Here is a 21,990-nt window from a genome sequence, read left to right as displayed (position 1 = left end):
GGACTGGCAATCTAAACACCAAAAATAAAGAAAGAGAGGTACTCTCCGAAAGAATACCTCTCCTCCTGTGAGACTGTCGCACGAATACAGCATTCGCTACACTATTCCTGACGCTCGGGGTTGGTTGGCTATTTGTCTAAATCTGCTCCCTTCTCCTTTGAGCCCTAATGCTTTCGTGATTACTGCATTCTGCAAAGTCCGGCAAAGAATAATTATCTCTCAATACGATCTGCTCGTAGGCGAGGCCGAGAGCCTATGAGAGCATAGAAGAGCATATAGGCCTCACCGGCCAATACCAGAAGCCAAGTGAGATCCCATGAGCCGAGTTTGTCTGCCCAAATTCCTTGAGCGAAAGGCAGGACTGCTCCTCCTACGACTCCCATCATCAAGAGCCCCGTACCCTTAGCTGTGTATTTACCAAGACCTTCCAGAGCCAGACTGAAGATAGCTCCCCACATCACAGAGTGGAAGAATCCGATTGCGATCAATAGCCATGGCTGTTGTATGAGCATAGCCAGCCCGAGCAAAATCATTGCCGAGAGGGATGAGATGCTAAGGAGCACTTTGGCAGAAACCTTGCTTAGGAAGCTACTCAAGAAACGTCCGATGAGCAGGCAAAGCCAATAAACCGTAATCATCTGTGCGGCTTCTGGGCCGGTCATCCCCAAGTCGGATTTGGCGTAGAGATTGAAGTTGCTGCCAATACAAACTTCTACACCGACATAGCAGAAGAGGGCCAAAACACCCAGAGAGAGGTGACTAAATCGCCAAGCTGAGTGTGGTAGCTCTTCTCCCGATGCTGCAGTCGTGTTGGCCAGATTCGGGAGCTCCAATCGACGGATAATGGCATATAGTAGCAGCATAGCCAGGATGAGCACCCCCATTGGTAGAAATATAGACTGTATGTCTACATCGGTGCCGGCCTGCCCACGGAATATGGCATAAGCTACAAAGAGAGGCCCGATAGTGGTCATGATGCTATTGCCTGTGCCTCCTATGTTTTGTCTTTGCACGGGGGATGTCCCTTTGACATCACAGGCGATCAGATACGGATTGACCGAAGCCTGCAAGAAAGTTAGCCCAGTGCCACTAATGAAACTCCCCAAGACAAAAATGAAGTAGCTGAGCGGTATGCGAGCATCCCACAGTGTAAACTCGATTGGTCGGGAGAAGCTGTATCTGTACTGCATGGCAGAGCCGAGGAATATGCAGAAAGCCAGCCCTAAGATTCCTACGCCCATGAGTAAGGTCTTTTTGTAGCCATTACGCTCCAGATAACGAGCTGCCAAGGGGCCTATCAACAAATAGGCCAGGAAAAAGGCAAATACCAGAAGGGTAGAGAATGTATTTTCGTAAGAGCCTGCTGACTGCAGGTAGGCGGACTGTATAGGGACTTGGAACTGTTGGTTGATGCTGGTGATAAATCCGATCAGAGCCATCAACACGACCATGGTGATGAAAGGCCCCAGATAGGAAGTGCGACTGTTTGTACCGGTATCCATGATGTTGCGTTATGATGATTGGTGGAGCCTGCTGTTCGTTGGCTCCCAGAGGTTCTTATTTCTGTTTGATGAGATTGAGGAACTCTTCCCGTGTTTTGGCTTCTTGGAAGGCTCCGGTGAAGTCGCTGGTCGTGGTCAGAGCATTTTGTTTTTCTACCCCTCGCATCTGCATACACATATGCTGCGCCTCGATCACAACGATGACTCCCATTGGGTTGAGTGTATTCTGAATACATTCTTTGATTTGTGTCGTAAGTCTTTCTTGTACCTGCAGACGACGGCTGAATACATTCACGACACGGGGTATTTTGGACAGGCCGGTGATGTATTTGTTGGGAATGTAGCCCACATGTGCTTTCCCGAAGAAAGGAAGCATGTGATGTTCGCAGAGAGAGAAGAAATCTATATCCTTGACAATCACCATTTGGCGATAATCTTCCTTAAACTTGGCACTAAGCAGAATATCCTCAGGAGACTCTTGATATCCGCTGGTGAGGAATTGCATGGCCTTTGCCACTCGTTCGGGGGTTTTGATGAGCCCTTCTCTGCTACGGTCTTCGCCCAGAAGGGTCAGTACTTCTTCGTAATGACGTTGTAGTGCCTCTTGAATAGAGAGGTCTTGTTCGTTTTGCATATAAATTTGAGTGTATCGGTTACAATGAGCAAAAGGAGTCCGGCACACCCTCCCCACAATATACTCTGAGAACAATTGCGAAAAGAAAAAGCAGAAGTCTTTTATGGAAAAGGGATGAGAGAGCCGACCGAGGGGAGAGTGAGTATCCCTCCCCTCGTTCTCCAATGCGATTAGTTGTGATATCTTATGCGGTTTCTTACTACGTATATTTCCTGAGCTAAATCAGGCATACTTTGCTTTAGTTCTTTGGCTACTTTGTGTGCTTCTTCGTGGGAGATAAAGTCTCCTACCAGAAGTTTCCAGAAGGGGGCTTTGTATGTCACATAGCAAACCTCTCCGGGGAAGAGCCGGTTTACTCGACTTGCCCTCGAATAAGCCTCCTGTTTGGATGTCTTTAGATTACCTACATAGACCTGAATACGAAAGCCTCCACGTAGCGAAATGTTTGTCTCGCCATGTAGGATCTGCCCTCCTTGTGGACCGACTGTACCTACTCTCTTGCGAACTTCACTCGGGACAAAGACTATTACTCGCCCCTCGCCCGGCTTGGAAGACTCCAAGGCTTCAAAAATAGAAGCAGGAGCTGTGCTTTGGTCGTTGGTTACTACATTTTGTGCGTATGTAGTCTTCGGGATCCATAGCAAAAGAGCTGTCAAGATGATCGCCGGTATGGGGAAAGTGCTTTTCGAAAGGGACTTCATGACGAGAAGGATGGGGAAATATCGAGTTTTTGTAGCCTTAATCGAAAGCTTTGATGATAGGCATGAATTTGGCAGCCTCCAACGAAGCTCCTCCGATGAGCCCTCCATCTACATCCGGTTTGGCAAATAATTCTTTCGCATTGTCTCCGTTGCAGCTACCTCCATAGAGAATGGAAGTCGAGGAGGCTAACTCTTCTCCGTATTTCAATGCGATGTGCTTACGGATGTGTGCATGCATCTCTTGTGCTTGATCTGCAGAAGCGGTTTTCCCCGTCCCGATAGCCCAAACTGGTTCATAAGCCAAAATCAGATGAGCAAAGGCCGATGATTCCAGATGAAAGAGAGAGGAGGTAATTTGGTCTGCAACTACATCAAGGTAGCTGCCATCTTCTCTTTGCTGGAGAGACTCCCCTATGCAGAAAATCGGTCGTAAACCTGCTGCAAGAGCTCGATCCACTTTCTCTGCCAGCGAGATAGCATTTTCTTGATGATAAGCTCTGCGCTCGGAGTGTCCAATAATGACATAGTCTGCCACAGTGCTGGCAATTTGATTTGCAGATATCTCACCGGTGTAGGCCCCCTTGGTGTGTTGAGAACAGTCTTGGGCTCCAAAACTTAGTTTTTCAGGTAAGTTGGCCGAATCTATTGCTCCCAGAAAGAAAGAAGGAGGGCAGAGGATTACCTTGCAGTTGGGTTGATAGTTTTCCAGCTGAGCCTGGATGTCCTTGATCAGAGACAACCCTTCGGATAGGGTCTTATTCATTTTCCAGTTTGCAGCTACTACATTGCGTGTTTTCATATCTTGCTGTTTTTGTATTGTCTTTCAGTTTCTGTTTAGATCACAAACTTGTAGTTTCAGTGCTCTGTTTTGCTGGGCTTCCTTCGAAAAAGACGTCCCACTGAAGCAAAGATAAGCAGAGCAACCCAAGCCGAGAGTACAGACAGCCGACCCCAAGGTTTGGGGAGGTCTATGGACTCTATATCAGCTTGAAGATGATTCTCCACAAATGCAGATAATCCATTTGCTTCGGGCAGAGATCTGTAGGCATATTTCCCTGTGATTATCCCTTGACTCACAAACAGGATGGAAGGGTTGTCCCTGGCCATTGTTTTGAGTATCGTGGCATCAGCGATATAGATCGGATAGCGTGCAGAGGCTTTGTTGCGCCATGAGTCAATGACCTCCGTATCTGATCCGGAAAGCAGACAAAAATTAGCACCAAGTGATTGGGCGGTGGTATACAGCCGGTTCAGAAGATCGAAAGTCGTTTCGGAGATTTGCGAGAGATTGGGGGAAATTAAGAGTATCAGTCCTTTGTCGGAAGAGTCGGCCGAGGCACCGCCCATATGCAGTATCTGTTCCGTAATATCATCTCCGTGCGGATCAAAGACCGAGAAGTCTGGTACCGGAGGTTGGTAACCTTTGCTCACCAAGCGTTCGTGACGCTCTACGAATGTCCAAGTAGAGTCGGGTAGGGCATCGAGAGTAAATTCTCGGCGTTCTCCCTTCTGCTCATATACGAATACAAACTCGTATTCGTCCGCTTTTTCTCCCGGAGGAATACTCACAATGGCATCTAATCGGGATCCTACTTTGAATGGACGAAAGTCGATCATTGGTAGATAGCGATAATTGACTATCGAGAAGAGGAGTATTCCCACCACAGAAAGAGCGGTCGGGAACCAGGCTCTGGATACAGAGAAAAGGCTCCTTACTCGATGATAGTCGAAAAAGAGAGAGAGAGAGAATAGTAGCAGAATGATATTCTTCCCAAATGTCTGCCAATTGGTCAGCTTGAGGGCATCTCCAAAGCAGCCACAGTCTTTTACGGGATTGGAAATTGCCAAAAAGAGAGTGATGCTCGTCATGAAAACCATCACGATCAAAAACAGCCGGGAAGAGCACTTCTTATATACCCCCATCAGGGCTATAGCTCCAAGGAAAAATTCAAACGAAGCGAGAGCCATGGCCGCTGCTACTGTAAGAGGGAAGGAAACCGATAGCCCGAATATGCCGAAGTATTCGCCTATCTTGATGGCTCCTCCCATGGGATCTACTGCTTTTACAAAACCGGAGAACAGGAATGTGAGGGCCAGTAGCAGGCGAGATATTTCGGCTATTGTGGTACGTAGTTTGTTCATAGTGTCAGGTCAATGAGGGCGAAGATCGCATAGTTTACCATATCCATATAATTGGCTTCTACGCCTTCGCTTACTAAGGTCTCACCGCCGAGATCTTCGATTTGCTTTGTCCGTAGTACCTTAGAGAGGATGAGATCTACAAAAGAGGATACACGCATTTGTCTCCATGCTTCTCCATAGTCATGATTTTTGGCCAGCATCAAATCCAATACGGCTTTCCCTTTGAGGTCATAGTACTTCAGAGCTTGCTCATTAGTCGTTGTTATAGGACCTTCTTCTATGCCCAATTCTAGTTGAATGAGGGCGATCAGACCATAATTGACTATACCGACAAATTCAGACTCTATCCCCTCGTTGATTTTGCTTTTGCCTTGCAGCTGTATGCTGCGTATGCGGTTAGCTTTGATGTAAATCTGGTCTGTGAGGCTTTCAGGACGCATGATACGCCAAGCAGCTCCGTAGTCGTGCAGCTTTTTCTCGAAAAGCTGTCGGCAGGAGGCTAAGACCTGAGTAAATTGAGTTTCTGTATTAGGCATGACTTATCGCTAGTTTTGTTTGTGGCTATATCGCTTACTAATCCAGCAAGGCGAAATCCAATACTTCGTCTATTCGGTCTACGAAGTGGAAAGTCAGACCATCGAGATACTTGGGATTGATCTCATCGATGTCTTTCTTGTTTTCAGTACAGAGTACGACATTGGTGATCCCACTTCTTTTGGCTGCGAGCATCTTTTCTCGTATACCACCCACGGGCAATACTTTCCCACGGAGGGTAATCTCCCCTGTCATGGCCAGATGAGAGCGTACACGACGCTTGGTGATAGCCGACACAATGGCTGTTACCATTGTGATTCCGGCCGAAGGCCCGTCTTTTGGTACAGCTCCTTCCGGCACATGTATGTGTAGTTGATATTGGTCGAAGAGAGTTTCTTCTATCCCTATTTCCAAGGCATGTGCCCGAATGTAGTCCAAAGCCAGAATCGCAGATTCTTTCATCACATCGCCCAGATTGCCCGTGAGGGTTAGTTTGGGTTCTTTGCCCTTGTGCAAACTGGCTTCTATAAATAGAATTTCTCCTCCTACTTGAGTCCATGCTAAGCCGGTCACTACCCCAGGTAATTCATTGCCCTGATACTTGTCTCGGCTATATTTGGGCGCACCGAGGTAGTCGGAGAGTCTATTTGGTTCTATCCGAAGGGGGTAGAATTCATTTGTGGCTACTTGTTTGGCAATCTTTCGGAAAAGCGTGGCAAGCTGCTTGTCCAAGCCTCTCACTCCGGATTCCCTAGTATAGTCTTCAATGATCTGCTCTATTGTTTTTTTTGATAATCGTATTTGCTTCTTTTCAAACCCGTGATTGAGCAATTGTTTGGGTACTAAATGCCTCATCCCGATTTCTATCTTTTCTTCTGGGATATAGCCGTTTACCTCTATTAGCTCCATTCTGTCGAGCAATGGTTGAGAGATGTTGCCCAAGTTGTTGGCTGTAGCTATAAAGAGCACCTGAGAGAGGTCGAAGTCAACATCGAGATAGTTGTCATGGAAGGCGGTATTTTGCTCTGGATCGAGTACCTCCAGCAAGGCTGCAGCCGGATCTCCTTTGAAGTCTCCACTGAGTTTATCTATTTCGTCCAGTATAAAGACAGGATTCATGGAGCCTGCTTTCTGCATATTTTTGATGATCCGGCCGGGCATTGCTCCTATATAGGTGCGTCTATGTCCTCGTATTTCGGCCTCATCATGCACTCCTCCAAGAGAGATTCGAACATATTTTCTGTTTAGGCTCTCTGCTATGCTTTTTCCCAAAGAAGTTTTCCCTACTCCAGGAGGACCATAGAGGCAGATGATAGGAGACTTCATGTCTTTTTTGAGTTTGAGTACTGCCAAGTGCTCAATGATGCGTTCCTTGACTTTCTCCAGACCGAAATGGTCTCTGTCAAGGACTCGCTCAGCACGTTTGAGGTCGAAGTTGTCTTTGCTGGATTTGCCCCAAGGCATTCCGATCAGAGTCTGCAGGTATTGCAGCTGTATGGAGTAGTCTGGGCTTTGCGGTGCGATGCGCTCCAGCTTGCGTAGCTCACGCTCAAAAGTCTCAGCCACCTCAGAGGGCCATTCTGTTGTCTGGGCTTTGTTTCGAAGTTCGGCTACATCCAAATCGTTGATGTTACCACCCAGCTCTTCTTGTATGGTTTTGATTTGTTGCTGTAGGAAGTATTCTTTCTGCTGCTTGTCCATCTCCTCCCGTGTTTTCATCTGGATGGAGGCTTTCAGCTCCAGCATTTCTATCTCTTTGTGCAGCAAATAAAGAAGTCTGTAACCGCGATCTTTAAGACTATCTATCTCCAGCAACCCTTGTTTAGTAGCAGTAGAAACAGATATGCCGGCTGAGGCAAAGTTGATGCGGTAGAGGGGGTTTCTATTCCTTTTGAGAGCTGATATGATTTCTCTCGGTACATCCATATTGGATAATGAGAGCATCTTTAGTGTCATATCCTGTATCGTGGAGACCAGAGCTTCAAACTCTTTGTCTCCGTTCTTCCCTACAGGAGGCAGTTGTTCCTCAAGGAGCTCTACCTGTCCTTTGAGGAAAGGCGATTGATGTGTCAGCTTTTTGAGTCGGAAGCGTTGGTGTCCCTGTATAATGCCTGTTGTGTTGCCATCCGGCATTTCGATGAGTTTCACCAGCTGGGAGATCACTCCCACGGAGTATAAGTCGCTTTCTGAAGGATCTTCTACTTCCGCATTTTTCTGTGCAATGGAGCCGAAAAATCCGCCATGTCTCTCTATGTGACGGACGAGGCGCATGGACTTCTCTCTCCCGACAAGTATGGGTACTGCTACACCAGGGAAGAGAGTCATGTTCCGCATGGCTAAAATGGGAATCTCATCGGGGATTTCGGCCGGATCTATCTCGAAAGCCTCATCCGCTTCACACATGGAAAGCACGGGGAAAAACACCGGGTAGCTGTCCTCTTCGTCGTCGTTGAAAACGTTGGTATAATTGTCTGACATTTTTTCTTCCTGTCTATATAAACTGTCTCTTCCTCGATACCATACGATTTGTGGTAACCTTCAGTTGTGAGATTTTCCATAAAACCGCTCGATGGCGAATATCTCGGAACATAACATTGACCTACTGAGACCATGCGAGGAGAGCCCAAGGGTCGGAGCGAACATACTCAATTCAGTTGAGTAGACCCGACTGCTGAGGGTAACACCGCGGGGCACAATAAGGCAATGTTCTGGCAAAAGTACAATTTTCCAGTGAGCTAACTTATTGGCACTTAAGAGGTGCACGCTCCTATACCTTCCGATGTGGTAAGCATATCGTTTCTCTGTTTCGGTTTATGGGCTGAAGTCTGTGTTGGATGTCAGAAGAATAGAATCGGATATTTGTCTTCGGAGAGGTTTTGAGACAAGGCCTCAGAATGCCGATAGATAGAGACTATTGCATATTGATGCTATTGTAGTCAGTGGTATTCTTCTTCGAGAAGAGTAAGGCAGATGTAGATGCTTTGAGTTTTTTCAAAAACAAAAGAATTACCCAAAAGAGGTAGTACATATCGATTCTTGATCTATCCAATCAATGATAGAGGCCCCGAAAGAGGAATGAATTTACATCCCAGATAATTCCCTTCGCTTTTAGAAAAGAAATCATCCCCGTCTACCGCATTTAGATATGCGATATGTACTCAATATTGACATATACACAGCAAAAGGATAGTTTCTATGCCATTATGTGTGGGTATAATATTTTATTATAAATTTGCCGAGAGATCCTCCGAGATAGATGGCGAAGCGTAGCCTTGTTCTGGGATCTCTGCTCTTCGTATGAGGGGTTTTCTTCTCCCTTATGGTTCTCTGGCTGAGGAAAAGCTTTCGTTTTTGACGAAGATATTACGTGATGAATCGGTAATTAAATCAGTTTAAGTTTCAATCTTAAAAAAGAACGAGTAGAATGAAGAAAGTTTTCGTTGTATTGTCAATGCTCTCAGTAGTGCTATTGGCAGGTTTTGCAACTTCTTGTAAGAAGGATGACAAGGGTAAAGAAGATGACAAGGTTAAGAGCCTTAGTGTGGACGATGCTACAGTGAAGATCGGTGAACAAGTGACCCTGAAGGTGACTGTGGATCCTGCTGGTGCCAAGTTAGCTTTCAATAGCTCTGATTCCAAGATTGCCACTGTGAATGACAAGGGAATTGTGACGGGTGTAGCCAAAGGTGAGGTAACCATTAAGGTGAAAGCAGGGAAGAAGGATGCGTCCTGCAAGGTGATTGTGACCGAATCTTCTACTGTTAATTATGACAAGGATCGCGTTATAAGAGGAGCCTATTTCCCCAAACATGGCAGTATGGTAGATCAAAAAGATGAAATCTTTGCTGCAATGGGGGATCTCAAATTTGAATATAAACCTGGGAAGGACGATGGAAAGTATGTGTGGCCTTTCCAGATAAAAGAGGGAGTCAGACCAGAGGCTTTTTTGCTTTTGACTTATGTACACAGTCACCCTAAGGTTGAGAAGCCTTTCTTTGTCGGTGAAACCTTCGTTGACAAGGGGTCTTTTGATCCTGATCAAGTAAAGGCTGGCTTTGCTGCTGCTTTTGGGTTTAACAAGGACGCAAAGCCCGTGGAAGTATCTGTAGACCAAGGGGGGAAGAAAGTTCCGGGTCTTATCGCAAATAACCCTCAGTTGGATATGAGTCTCCTCATGACAGTCGAACCCATGGAAAAGGATCCAAATAACCCAGGTATCGAGAATTTTGATTACATCTATGTGGAATTCCGCTATGAACAGTATGATCCTAATGCAAAAACTAAAGCAGCAAAGGTATTGCCTCTTTCGCTCAACAAGTGGAATCGTATGTGATCTCTTTTGAGAGGAAACATCTTTAAGACTGTAATTTCTCGGGGAAGCCGTCCTTGTCACTAAGGGTGGCTTTCCTTTTTATTTTGCTAAGCTTCTTTCGAAACTTACTTTTGTCGAGACTTGGCAAAAGACTTGAGGCAATGAAAATCCTGATCATTTCTACTTCGGATAAGGAGGGTGGAGCTGCCATCGCCGCAGCACGATTGACTTCTGCCCTTTATTCCTCTGGTGTAGATGTACGAATGTTGGTTATGCACGCTGAAACTCCCGATGGGTTATTGGGTGAGATTTGTGACACTCCCCTCAAGAAGTGGGAGCAACGGATAGTGTTCTATCTGGAGCGTGCGGAAATATATTTACGCAATGGGAGAGATCGTGGCAAACTGTTTCATGTTTCTACAGCTCGTTGGGGATTTGATTTGAATAGTCACCCTTTGGTAGAATGGGCTGACATCATACATCTTCATTGGATCAATCAGGGCTTTTTGTCTTTAAAAGGTCTGGCCGGTTTGTCTCGAAAAGGCAAGCCTGTTGTCTGGACTTTGCATGATCTTTGGCCAGCTACGGCAATCTGCCATCATCCGAGAGACTGTAATCGTTTTGCTCAAGAGCCGGCTTGTGGCTACTGTCCGCAAATCAATAGCCACAGAGAGAATGACCTGTCACGACAAATCGCACAGCAAAAGAAGCGAGTGTTTGTTTCTCTTCAACCGATAATCGTTGGTTGCAGCCATTGGATAAAGGAGCGGGCAGCTACTTCGTCTCTTTTATCTACCTCCAATTTTTATTCAATCCCCAATCCGATTGATACGGGCTTTTTTCATCCTATTCCAAGGGAAAAGGCTCGGGCAGAGTTGGCTTTGGAAGTAACAAGTCCAGCATCCTATTTTTTGCTTTTTGGAGCTGTGAGAGCTCATGACTATCGCAAGGGGATAGGCGAATTGTCTCGTACATTACATATCCTTTACAAGACAAAGCCTGAGATCAGAGATCATCTAAAACTTCTTGTTTTTGGGCAGTTTACAGAAGAAGCTGCAGCTTTGCTACCTCCTTTCCAGACCTTTGTCTTGGGTTATCTCTCAGCTGATCGTATGCTCAGAGTTTATAATGCAGCAGATCTTTTTGTGACTCCCTCTCTGGAGGAAAATTTGCCCAACACGATTATGGAGGCCATGGCTTGTGGTACCCCGTCATTAGGCTTTGCTACCGGAGGTATTCCGGAGATGATAAATGATGATAACTTAGGGCATGTCTCCCCCTACCGCTCATCCGAAGATATGGCCGAATATATCTATAACCATTGGCGACTCTGCCGAACTCCGGATGGACAACCGACAGCTTTTGCCCTCCAGCAGAGACGGGCTTGCAGGCAGTCGGCCAAGGACCGATACGATAGTTCTGTGGTAGCCGATCTGTATAAGGGGCTCTACGATTCTCTTCTGGAATAATTTGTCTGTTCCGAATCCTGATTTATTTCTTTATCAAAATCTGCAAAAGAGGCTCTTTTTTGTAATGATGGTTCTGCCGTATATGTGTATCTTTGTTTCGCAAGACGGCCTTGGAGGCAAATGAGTGGGAGTCTTGCGGAAGTACCTTGGCATCCTAAGTTAATATGCAAGGTGTGTTTTCAAGATTCGCATGTCGAGCCTTCACTTGAGTTACTGTCGGCAATTCCGGTGGTTTCTTCCCAGAGAACAAATGATAATTAGCATAACTCACATTCCACAATGATCACCTTTTTCACTCGCCCGGATGGTCTGGCCTATGCCGTAGCGCATGGCGAACCTTTTTCCTCCGAACACATCGAACGTTTGCATTGGCTATTCTCCCCTGCTCGACTAAGCGACCGGCAGGAATTACCCGGATACTACGCTGGACCACGCAGAGAGATGGTTAGCCCGTGGAGTACCAATGCTGTGGAGATATGTCAGAATATGAATATCCCCAGCATCGTGCGTATTGAGGAGTTTCATAGTGTAGATGGGCCACAGGCAGATATTGATCCTATGTTGCAGGAGCTCTACAAAGGGCTTGGGCAAGATGCTTTCAATGTGGATCGCAAAGCCGAACCTATTTTATATGTAGAAGACATAAGAGCTTACAATGAACAAGAAGGATTGGCCTTGAGTGAGGAAGAGGTAGCTTACCTTGAGGGAGTGAGTACGGAGATTGGCCGAAAATTGACCGATAGTGAAGTGTTTGGTTTTTCTCAGGTCAATTCGGAACACTGCCGGCATAAAATCTTCGGCGGAACTTTTGTTATTGACGGGGAAGAGAAAGAAAGCTCTCTTTTTGAACTGATCAAGCGAACGTCTCGTCTCAATCCCAATAGATTAGTCTCCAGCTACAAAGATAATGTCGCATTTGTCGAAGGGCCGGAAGTGGAGATGTTTGCTCCGGCTTCTGCCGATAAACCGGACTTCTTTCGGACGAGAGATGTTGAGACGGTGCTTAGTCTAAAGGCTGAGACACATAACTTCCCCACTACAGTCGAGCCTTTCAATGGAGCGGCTACCGGAACCGGAGGAGAGATCCGAGACCGCATGGCCGGAGGTCGAGCCTCTTTGCCTTTGGCCGGGACAGCTGTTTATATGACCTCCTATCCTCGTTTGGAGAGAATGATCCCTACTGGTCATCCGCTTTCGGAGCGTCAGTGGCTCTACCAGAGTCCACGAGAAATACTTACGAAGGCCTCCAATGGGGCCAGTGATTTTGGCAATAAGTTTGGACAACCTCTTATTGCTGGTTCGGTGCTCACTTTTGAGCATCAAGAAAGTCCCGAAGATGTGGCCTATGGCTACGACAAGGTGATCATGTTGGCAGGAGGGATTGGCTATGCCAAGAAGTCTGATGCTCTTAAGGGAGAGCCTAAGCCGGGAGAAACAGTCGTACTGATGGGAGGAGATAACTATCGCATCGGTATGGGTGGTGGTGCTGTGAGTTCTGTGAATACAGGTCGCTATGCAGGAGCCATAGAGTTGAATGCTGTCCAACGTGCCAATCCGGAGATGCAGAAGCGTGTGCAGAATGTGATCCGAGCTTTAGCCGAAAGTGATAACAACCCGATTGTGTCTATTCATGATCATGGAGCCGGTGGCCATCTCAACTGTTTCTCCGAATTGGTGGAGACTACCGGAGGTCACATTGATCTGGATCGTTTGCCGGTGGGAGATTCCACTCTTTCTGCCAAGGAAATAGTAGGCAATGAGAGTCAAGAACGAATGGGATTGCTTATGGAAGAGAAAGATGTAGAGCAAGTCGCTCGTATTGCTGAGCGAGAACGCGCTCCTTTCTACACTGTGGGTAAGACAACCAATGATATGCGCTTTGTTTTTGAACGGAGCAATGGCGAGCGACCCATTGATTTGGCCCTTAGTCAGATGTTTGGCAAGCCACCTCGTACGTTGATGGAGGATAAGACCGTGCGCCACGACTATGCTCCTGTTCACTACAAGCAGAAGCACTTGGATGAATATATAGAGCAAGTCTTGCGCCTCGAAGCTGTGGCTTGCAAGGACTGGCTCACTAACAAGGTAGACCGCTCTGTATCTGGCAAGGTTGCTCGTCAGCAATGTCAGGGAGAGTTGCAGTTACCTTTGAGTGACTTGGGAGCAATGGCGTTGGATTATAGATTTCACAGTGGGATGGCCACTGCTATCGGCCATGCCCCGCAGGCAGCCTTGGCCAATGCTGCAGCCGGCTCGGTTTTGTCTATAGCCGAAGCTCTCACCAATATCGTATTTGCTCCGCTCAAGGGAGGATTGGAGGCAGTATCCCTTTCTGCCAATTGGATGTGGCCTTGTCGCAACGAAGGTGAGGATGCCCGTCTTTACGAAGCTGTGCAGGCTGCCAGTGAGTTTGCCTCTGCTTTGGGAATCAATATCCCCACGGGTAAGGATTCGCTTTCCATGACACAGAATTATCCTTCTGGCAAGAAAGTAGTGAGTCCCGGTACGGTGATTATCAGTGCTACCGGAGAGGTTAGCGATGTACGTAAGATCGTTTCTCCCGTGCTGGTGTCAGCTGCAGGTTCAGCCCTCTACTATGTTGATTTTAGTTTTACTGCTCTCTCCTTGGGAGGTTCGGCTTTTGCCCAAAGTCAGGGGAGAGTGGGCAACGATGTGCCCATGGTAGAGAATACAGAGTATTTCGCTACTGCTTTTGAGTGCGTACAAGAGCTGATTGCCATGGACTTGGTATTGGCTGGTCACGATATATCTGCCGGAGGGCTTATTACCACCTTGTTGGAGATGTGTTTTGCCAATACCAATGGAGGCTTGGAAGTGAATTTGGATAGTATAGCTGAGTCCGACTTGGTTAAGATCCTTTTTGCCGAGAATCCTGGTGTCGTGCTGCAAATCTCTGAACCTAAGAGGGCCGAACAGATATTGCGTGAGGCCGGTATAGGCTTTGCGCGCATAGCCAAGCTGCAGAGTGAGCGAACGATCAGTATACAAAAAGATGGAGAGCAATACCTCTTCGGTATAGATCATAAGCGTGATGTATGGTATGAAACTTCATATCTGATGGATTGTTTCCAGAGCGGCAATACCCATGCCGGACATCGCTTCGAGAACTATAAGATGCAGCCGGTGGGCTATCAATTCCCCAAAGGCTTCTCAGGTAAGCTCAAAGATCTTGGTCTGAATCCAGATCGTAAAGAACGTTCCGGTATCACAGCAGCCATTGTTCGTGACAAGGGTACCAATGGAGAGCGAGAGATGGCTTATTCTCTTTATTTGGCAGGATTCGATGTCAAGGATGTACATTTGACAGACTTGACTTCCGGACGCGAAACATTGGAAGATGTTCGGATGCTTGTCTTTTGTGGAGGCTTTTCCAATAGTGACGTCTTGGGTTCGGCTAAAGGATGGGCCGGGGGGATTCTCTTCAATGAACGAGCCAAAGCTGCTATTGATGCTTTCTATGCACGTCCCGACACGCTCAGCTTGGGTATATGCAACGGTTGCCAGTTGATGGCAGAGTTGGGATTGCTCTATCCCGAACACGAGGAGAGCCATAAGATGCTGCTCAATGAATCGAAAAAGTTTGAGAGTAGCTTTGTGAGTGTAAGTATACCGAAGAACAGTAGTGTGATGTTCTCAGCACTATCTGGTACCAAGCTGGGTATTTGGTGTGCGCACGGAGAAGGTCGCTTTGCTCTTCCATATTCTGAAGATCACTATCGGGTGGCTGCTCGCTATGCCTACGAGGCCTATCCGGGCAATCCTAATGGTTCTCCCCATGCCATAGCTGCCCTTTACAGCCCGGATGGACGACATCTGGCTATGATGCCGCACTTGGAACGTGCTATTATGCCTTGGCAATGTGGTTATTATCCACACAAAGAGTTGTTGGAACACGAAATAACTCCTTGGATGATCGCCTTCCGTGCGGCATACCAATGGATCAAAGATTATCAACATTAAAAGAACTATAGATCAAGGTCGGTACGGGCATTTATGTTCGTGCCGACCTTTTTTGCTATGCCCCTTTTTGATGAACTGACCTGTCGAATCGCCCTCACTTGTACTCATGGTGTAGGTCCAGTGATTGCACGTAAGCTTCTGGCTCTAATGGGTTCGGCTGAAGCTATTTTTGCAGACAGGTCAGTCTTGGCTCGGAATGTCGAGGGTATTTCGGACAAATTGCTTAATGCTTTTTATGCTCCTGAGCTGATAACACAAGCACAAGGGATAGCCACATGGGTGAGAGAACACTGTATAGACACCTATTATGTGGATGACCCTCGCTATCCTGCCTTGCTCGGGCAATGTGCAGACGCTCCCTCTCTTCTCTACTACAAAGGGAAAGCCGATTTGATGCAACGCTCTCATATCTTGTCTGTGGTTGGCACACGTAGTGTTACGGCCTATGGGAGAGATTGCTGTCATCGCATTATTCAGGATTTGGCCAAAGCATTGCCCGATTTGGTGATAGTCAGTGGTTTGGCCTATGGTGTAGATGTAGAGGCACATAGCTGTGCACTCTCTGCCGGACTGGATACCATTGCGGTTTTGGCTCATGGCCTGGATCGTATTTATCCGCACGTGCATCGTAGGATTGCTGCCCAAATAGTCGGGCAGGGTGGCCTGCTTACCGAGTATCCTTGTGGAACAAATCCGGATAGATACAATTTCGTTGCGCGCAATCGCATCATTGCCGGTCTGAGCCATGCTACCTTGGTTATAGAAAGCTCATCAAAGGGAGGATCATTGATTACAGCTCGGCTTGCCAATGAATATGACAGAGAGACCTTGGCTATACCTGGCCGTATCTCTGATCGCCAATCGGCCGGCTGCAATAAACTCATTGCCTCTTCTGAGGCTACTTGTGTCAATGGAGCAGAAGATATATTGGACTATCTCAATTGGGGAGAAGGCGGTAAATCCGGAGAGGAAGAAGAAATTTTTCGAGATCTGCCTACAAATCCCGATGGGGCTAAGATTGTAGACTGTCTCCTGAGGAAGGGACCAATGCATATCGATCAACTCGGAGCCATCCTAAATTTATCGGCAGCGCAGTTGCTCAATACGCTGTTTGAACTGGAATTTGAAGGCTACGTAAATAGCCTTCCCGGTGGCATCTACGATCTGCGTTGATTTTCTATCGCATCGTAAGTGTGCCTTCTTTTCACAAAGTATTGCCATACGATTGCGTATGGCCGTATGCCTTCGGGATTCTCTCGAACGGTTTTTTCAAGATTTATTTTTCTGTCAATAGAGAATTCTTCTCGCATTCGGGCAAAGTCTCGCATGGCCCTGAGAATGGCTCTTGTATGTTGCCACCGGCCACTAAACAACTGCTGTATTGCCGAAAGAAGGTCAAGCAGCCGTCGTAGGAATACCACCGATCGATACTGCTTGTCGGGCATATTTTTATAGAGCATCAGCATGTTGTTTCGGAAATTTAGGTAAGTCTTCTTGGGATGTCCCATATTCAGACTAGCCCCACCATAGTGGTAAACTTCAGATCCGCTTACTGCTACGATACGGTGCCCTCGTGCAGCCATTCGCCAACAGAGATCTATTTCTTCCTGATGGGCAAAAAAACGGTGATCTAAGCCTCCCACTTCCAGATATACAGACCGCCGTACAAAGAGACAAGCTCCCGAAGCCCACAAAACGGGCTGTATAGGGTTGTCGTATTGTCCATGATCTTCTTCCACAGTATCGAAGATACGTCCTCTGCAGAAAGGGTAGCCCAGCCGGTCTATATATCCTCCGGCTGCTCCTGCATATTCAAACTGTTCGGGTTGCCTTTCTGCTCGTATCTTGGGTTGCAAAGCTGCCACGGAGGGGTCTTTTTCCAAAACTTTGAGAGGGGTCTCAAGCCAGTGAGGGGCTACTCGTACATCACTGTTAAGCAGACATATCAGAGGTTCTTCGATAGCTTCAATAGCTCTGTTGTACCCCTCGGCAAAGCCATAGTTGTGATGTAGCTCCAGCACCTCTATCTGGGGAAAGTCTCTGTGCAATACTTCCAGGCTATTATCTTCCGATCCGTTGTCGGCAACGATAAGTCGGGCCAGGGAGGTCGGGCTGTGGGCGATGAGATGGGGCAGATAACGTTTGAGCAATTCGGCTCCATTCCAGTTCAGGATAATTACGGCACAAGGCATGGCAGTAACATTAGAGTTTAGCAGAGCGAGGTATGTTGGGGTAGTCCTCTATATTGTGTTTCCAGCGACGGTGTGACCAAAGCCAATATGGAGGATCCTGTCTGATTGTTTGCTCCAATTTTTCGGCAAATCGCTCGGTGATAAGTCCAAACGGTTCTTTTGCGGGATGCCGACTGAGCATGGATAACTCTCCGTGGTAATGTCCCTTCCCGGTGCAACGAACATCCATATACACAATAGGTATATCGAGCTTGGCTGCCAGTCGTTCAGCTCCAGTAAAAAAGGCTGATGGACGATTGAGGAAAGAGGCGAAGTAATGGATGTTGCGTTTCGATGGGGTTTGATCGGCAATGAAAATAATGAGAGCTGTTTGTCCTTCCCGAGGATTTCTTTTTAGGCTGATGACGCTCCTGCCGACATCTTCTTTGGCAATGCTGTAAGCTCCGTATTGCTCCCGCATGACTTTCATCAAGCGATCTATACTCTTATTTTTCAGAGGCCGATATATTTGGTGCAGATCATAACCAAGACTTTTGATGTGTAGCGGTGCTGCTGTGAAGTACTCCCAGTTCCCATAGTGGCCCATCATCAAAAAGACCACTGGGCATCCTTCTTCTCGCAGCTCATCGATAATGTCTATTCCGGAGAAGGAGATATGCCGGGCAGCCTCTTCCTTGCTAAAGGTCAGGAGCTTGAAGCTCTCGAATAGCTGGCGCAGAAAGTGACTGTAAAATCGCTTTTCGTAGGCTATGATTTCTTTTTCACTCTTCTCCGGGAAGGCCTGGCAGAGGTTTTCCCTCGCTACTTTTCGTCTGTAGCGAAGCAGGTGATAGCCTATTTTAGCAATGCCGTCGGCTATGAGGTGCAGAACACTCAAAGGGAGATACCCTAATAGTTTGGCCGGAGCATAGGCAAGCCAATATCCGATGCTCATTATTCCTGTTTACTTATTTGTTCGAGAAAGGGTAGGGTCTTGTTGTCGGTCAGCAGACCTGTCGGCTCATGATAAAACATCGGACAAAAGTCTTCTACTTGCCCGATTGCTCCAGCCCTGTAAGTTGTGGCACAGCGGAGATAATTCTCTGTATAGCCTTCCATCCATTGGCCTTTTCCTTGTTCCCATAGCAGTCGATGAGTTTGTCCGATATTCGCCTGAGAGAAAGCTGTGAGTTTGCTTTCCGATAGGTTGAGCAGTAATTCTGATCGTCTGTGTTTTTCTTTGGGATCTACAACATAGGGTATCCTGAGGGCTACCGTGCCGGGGCGTTCGCTGTAGGTGAATACATGTAGGGCAGAGAAAGGCAGAGATTCCAAAAAATGATAGGTCTCATCGAAGAGTTCTGGCTTTTCTCCACGACTGCCCACAATCACATCTATGCCGATAAAGGCTTGAGGCATTACTCTTTTAATATGAGCCACTCTGTTGGCAAAGAGTTGTGTGTCATAGCGTCGATGCATCAATTTAAGCACAGTGTCGCTACCCGATTGCAACGGCATGTGGAAATGAGGAGCGAAACGTTTTGAGCTGGCAACAAAGTCTATAATTTCATCGGAGAGAAGATTGGGTTCAATTGAGCTGATACGATAACGCTCAATACCGTCTACCTTATCCAAAGAGTCCAGCAAATCGAGGAGTCGTTCTCCCGTGCTTCGCCCAAAGTCTCCGATATTGACTCCTGTGAGTACGATCTCTTTTCCTCCATCGGCAGCTACTTGGCGGGCTTGCTCGGTGAGCAGGTCTATGCTGCCGTTTCTGCTCGGACCGCGAGCTGCCGGTATGGTGCAGTAGGTACAGTAGTAGTCGCAGCCATCTTGGACCTTCAGAAAGTGTCTGGTGCGATCATCACTACTGCAGCTGGGACTAAATGTTTTGATGTCTCTTCCTCGGCAGGTAATGATTTGCTGCTTATTCCCGGCTTCCCATTCGTCCAGATATTTCAGCAGATCAAGCTTTTGTTCCGCCCCCAACACCAAGTCCACACCTTCTATGGCAGCCACTTCTTCGGGACTCAATTGGGCATAGCAGCCTGTTACAATGAGTAGAGCTCCGGGGTGTTGTTTGCGAATTCGCCTGATGGCAGAGCGGCATTTTTTATCCGCCAGCTCTGTCACCGAACAAGTGTTTACCACACATATATCGGCCAATTCTCCTCGGCGTACCCGGCGAATGCCTCGCTCTTGCAGAGCTTTCCCGATTGTCGAAGTTTCGGCAAAATTGAGTTTGCAGCCCAAGGTATAATAGGCTGCCTTACGGTCTTCGTGTTGGTGAGTATCGATCATTTAGAGATCTTCTTCTTCGAAAGTCACTTTCGCATGATTAGCGAAAAAGTCAAAAGATTCGGCTGTATCCTTCTCCATGGATCCCGAGTTGTCTATCTCCGGACAGGTGTAGGCAACAACCTCTCCCAGTGCTTGGTAGAATCGTTTCAGGTCTTCTTTGTAGACAAATACACGACTTCGTTGAAATCCGCCACCTTCGCTTTCGTCCAAGGATTTGGTTTCATTGATTACGAGATAATCCGTTCCCCTGCTGTCTCGCTTGATATCGAAATAATAGTGTCGTCGTCCGGCCTTTATCACTTGAGAGAAAAGAGGCTCATGTCTGCGGCTGTTATTGCTTTTCATAATTATGGATGGCTTTTAGTCCCGTTGAGACCTTTGTATGGGCTTTTCAAAGGCTGTTTTGGCAACCTTGTTGTGCCGGACTTTGCAGAAAACAGCAGTCGCAAGACATTGAGAATGAGGGTGTAGAGATCGCATTTTGGGCACGCGACCAAACCCTGATGTCTATAATAATGCAGCAAGAGCTGTATTGTGCAATGGTCTCTCGTTCTGCGAAGGTACTGTTTCTACTCTGTTTGGCAGCGAATGCAACGCAAATGGAGGCCGTTGCACGGGTTTATAAATTTCTTGAAGAAGAGCAAGAGATCGCTGTTACAATCCCAATAGACTCTAAGTCGAGAAACGAAATAGGCCCGAAAGTCGCATCCAAACGCTTTCGGGCTTATTTGTGTCACCTCGGCTACTCTTTTTATGCCGAGGCAAAAGAATATGTCTTGGAGACTTATTTGACCAAGAGACGAGCTGATCGTTTGCCTGCCCTTATGATATAGGTACCTGCTGCAAGGGATTCGAGAGAGAGTTTCAACTGTCCGGTCTCACTTGCTTTGGCGGACCAGATCCGTACCCCGTCCGAAGAAAAGAGTCTCACTTCTTCTTCTTCTTCTTCTGGCATCAAGCCTTCTATGTACACGAACTCTCGGGCCGGATTAGGAAAAAGGTTTATCGACTGTTTTTTAGCGATGCGCTTTACATTGGTACTTCCTTCGTATTCTTTTTTGTTTTTAGAATCTCCATTAAAGTCATAGACGTATCCAGTTCTTTTCCTTGGCTATAGTCACATCGCTCTCGAGGCAAATGTTTTGTTCCTCTGTATCCCGACTATTGATCACTATCAATACTCCGACCCTTTCTTCTCCCATCCTAATTTGTCAATCCTTCGATGAGCTTTGTCATAGCTTCTCCTTTGATTTGGTTAGAGAAGCACCATAGCTCTTTGAGCTTTGTATTCATGCTTACATCCAATTCTGTCGGTTGGCTGTCGACGCAGGACAGTTTTCTTAGGCCCGTATTCTTACTTACGTCCAAAGAGGCCAACTGATTGGAATTGCAGCCTAATTCTCTGATATCGCCATATATGGAAACGCTTGTTTGAGTCAGGGTGTATTCTTTTTGTCCCATCGTTTCTGCCTCTTCTTCCACCTTTTCAATGCGGATTTCCCCTTCACTTCTGATTCCTAGTCTGATTTTTTCTCCGGCCTTCCTGCTCGTAGTCATTGTTATGACAGGAGTTTCTTGTGTCTGCGCATAAGACACATTTGGCAAGTACCCCTCCAATAGCAGTACTGCTATTGCAAATAGTGTACGTAAATAGTCTTTCTTGCTCATAATCAAATGCTTTTTAATACGTTGGACTTTTGTTTGCCCTTTCAGTCTTTTTACTTTGTGGGGGTAGGGTATGTTTGTGACGCTCTCTTGTTCTATTCCCTCTCCATATTTATAGGGACTCTCCTCTTTTATTCTCTTGTCTTTTGAAAACGAACACCCCTCCTGCATACAAAGTTATTTTTTATCGCAGATTTTGATTTGTTGTCAATATTTGCACGGTTCGATACAGACTATCCCTGCCAAGGGTAGGAAAACGCTCTACTAATACATTCCTGATTATTCCTTCTTGCATCTCTTTTGTATCTATATAATTTTCCTAAGAATATTATAATTTCATTTTCTTTTTCTGGTATTTTTTTCTTGAAATTGGGGTATTATTGAGTCTGTTTTTCTCTTGTTTTTTTTGTTCTCTATGGAGCGAGCAAAAATTCTCTCCTGTGAGAGCAAACTTTTTCTCCTGTGTTAGCAAAATTTCTCTGAGGAGAAAAAACCGACCTTTCCAGAACGCTCTATTCATCGGCCTTTTAGGCGGTCATTGTAAAGCCTTTGAGAGGTTTTTTTGTTCACTTGTATTT

18 protein-coding genes are annotated in these 21,990 nt (G+C 46.7%); 5 read left to right on the top strand and 13 right to left on the bottom strand.

The features are described 5' to 3' along the window. Positions 1–212: 212 nt before the first annotated feature. The 7 genes from B5D48_RS08045 to lon form a co-directional block, all read right to left on the bottom strand. Complete coding sequence (locus tag B5D48_RS08045) at positions 213–1,502, bottom strand: MFS transporter (protein WP_023937315.1); 1,290 nt, start codon at positions 1,500–1,502, stop codon at positions 213–215. Positions 1,503–1,557: 55 nt separating this feature from the next. Beyond that, positions 1,558–2,136, bottom strand: coding sequence for a GTP cyclohydrolase I FolE (gene folE, locus B5D48_RS08040; RefSeq protein ID WP_023939932.1), 579 nt, complete (start codon positions 2,134–2,136; stop codon positions 1,558–1,560). Between the two features lie 170 nt (positions 2,137–2,306). Next, on the bottom strand, positions 2,307–2,837 hold the full coding sequence (locus B5D48_RS08035) for an SPOR domain-containing protein (protein WP_052115660.1): 531 nt from the start codon (positions 2,835–2,837) through the stop codon (positions 2,307–2,309). A 37-nt stretch (positions 2,838–2,874) separates the two neighbouring features. Further along, a complete protein-coding gene (gene tpiA / locus B5D48_RS08030) occupies positions 2,875–3,636 on the bottom strand; it encodes a triose-phosphate isomerase (protein ID WP_023937309.1) in 762 nt (253 codons plus the stop codon). Positions 3,637–3,692: 56 nt separating this feature from the next. After that, complete coding sequence (locus B5D48_RS08025; RefSeq protein WP_023937307.1) at positions 3,693–4,979, bottom strand: BT_3928 family protein; 1,287 nt, start codon at positions 4,977–4,979, stop codon at positions 3,693–3,695. Continuing rightward, positions 4,976–5,515, bottom strand: a complete 540-nt coding sequence (locus tag B5D48_RS08020) for a DUF1599 domain-containing protein (protein WP_023937306.1) — start codon at positions 5,513–5,515, stop codon at positions 4,976–4,978. The genes B5D48_RS08025 and B5D48_RS08020 overlap by 4 nt, the downstream gene beginning before the upstream one ends. Positions 5,516–5,552: 37 nt before the next feature. Continuing rightward, positions 5,553–7,991 carry an endopeptidase La gene (lon, locus tag B5D48_RS08015; protein ID WP_023937305.1) on the bottom strand — a complete coding sequence of 813 codons (2,439 nt, stop codon included), beginning with the start codon at positions 7,989–7,991 and terminating at the stop codon, positions 5,553–5,555. A gap of 946 nt (positions 7,992–8,937) precedes the next feature. On the opposite strand from lon, the gene B5D48_RS08010 reads away from it, so the two are divergent. From B5D48_RS08010 to dprA, 4 genes are all read left to right on the top strand, one after another. Beyond that, positions 8,938–9,846, top strand: a complete 909-nt coding sequence (locus B5D48_RS08010) for an Ig-like domain-containing protein (protein ID WP_023937303.1) — start codon at positions 8,938–8,940, stop codon at positions 9,844–9,846. A 140-nt stretch (positions 9,847–9,986) separates the two neighbouring features. Beyond that, the gene (locus B5D48_RS08005) at positions 9,987–11,294 is read left to right on the top strand and encodes a glycosyltransferase (protein WP_036888038.1); all 1,308 of its coding nucleotides are present in this window, start codon (positions 9,987–9,989) and stop codon (positions 11,292–11,294) included. A 279-nt stretch (positions 11,295–11,573) separates the two neighbouring features. Then, complete coding sequence (purL, locus tag B5D48_RS08000) at positions 11,574–15,275, top strand: phosphoribosylformylglycinamidine synthase (RefSeq protein ID WP_023937301.1); 3,702 nt, start codon at positions 11,574–11,576, stop codon at positions 15,273–15,275. Between the two features lie 57 nt (positions 15,276–15,332). After that, the gene (dprA, locus tag B5D48_RS07995) at positions 15,333–16,448 is read left to right on the top strand and encodes a DNA-processing protein DprA (RefSeq protein ID WP_036888261.1); all 1,116 of its coding nucleotides are present in this window, start codon (positions 15,333–15,335) and stop codon (positions 16,446–16,448) included. Here the strand turns inward: dprA and B5D48_RS07990 are convergent. The 4 genes from B5D48_RS07990 to B5D48_RS07975 are packed head-to-tail and all read right to left on the bottom strand — an operon-like array spanning position 16,433 to position 20,092. Next, positions 16,433–17,467: a glycosyltransferase family 2 protein gene (locus tag B5D48_RS07990; protein WP_023937299.1), complete on the bottom strand. Its 1,035-nt coding sequence runs from the start codon at positions 17,465–17,467 to the stop codon at positions 16,433–16,435. The two genes, dprA and B5D48_RS07990, sit on opposite strands and share 16 nt — an antisense overlap. Positions 17,468–17,477: 10 nt before the next feature. Beyond that, positions 17,478–18,401, bottom strand: coding sequence for a lysophospholipid acyltransferase family protein (locus tag B5D48_RS07985; RefSeq protein ID WP_023937298.1), 924 nt, complete (start codon positions 18,399–18,401; stop codon positions 17,478–17,480). Further along, positions 18,401–19,747 carry a tRNA (N(6)-L-threonylcarbamoyladenosine(37)-C(2))-methylthiotransferase MtaB gene (gene mtaB, locus B5D48_RS07980; RefSeq protein ID WP_023937297.1) on the bottom strand — a complete coding sequence of 449 codons (1,347 nt, stop codon included), beginning with the start codon at positions 19,745–19,747 and terminating at the stop codon, positions 18,401–18,403. Before mtaB ends, B5D48_RS07985 begins: the two co-directional genes overlap by 1 nt. After that, entirely contained in the window at positions 19,748–20,092 is a 345-nt protein-coding gene (locus tag B5D48_RS07975; protein ID WP_023937295.1) for a DUF3276 family protein, read from the bottom strand. Positions 20,093–20,100: 8 nt separating this feature from the next. Between B5D48_RS07975 and B5D48_RS09065 the strand changes: the two genes are divergently transcribed. After that, positions 20,101–20,580: a hypothetical protein gene (locus tag B5D48_RS09065; protein ID WP_159445549.1), complete on the top strand. Its 480-nt coding sequence runs from the start codon at positions 20,101–20,103 to the stop codon at positions 20,578–20,580. Here B5D48_RS09065 and B5D48_RS09370 read toward each other — a convergent pair. Together B5D48_RS09370 and B5D48_RS07965 are read right to left on the bottom strand one after the other, a co-directional pair. Further along, positions 20,532–20,702 carry a T9SS type A sorting domain-containing protein gene (locus B5D48_RS09370; protein ID WP_023936127.1) on the bottom strand — a complete coding sequence of 57 codons (171 nt, stop codon included), beginning with the start codon at positions 20,700–20,702 and terminating at the stop codon, positions 20,532–20,534. The two genes, B5D48_RS09065 and B5D48_RS09370, sit on opposite strands and share 49 nt — an antisense overlap. A 248-nt stretch (positions 20,703–20,950) precedes the next feature. Next, the gene (locus B5D48_RS07965; RefSeq protein WP_143742789.1) at positions 20,951–21,415 is read right to left on the bottom strand and encodes a hypothetical protein; all 465 of its coding nucleotides are present in this window, start codon (positions 21,413–21,415) and stop codon (positions 20,951–20,953) included. Positions 21,416–21,990: the final 575 nt, after the last annotated feature.

It is taken from the genome of Porphyromonas crevioricanis, from assembly GCF_900167225.1.
GTDB classification, from domain to species: Bacteria; Bacteroidota; Bacteroidia; order Bacteroidales; family Porphyromonadaceae; genus Porphyromonas; species Porphyromonas crevioricanis.
This window is presented reverse-complemented; position numbering and strand designations above follow the sequence as displayed.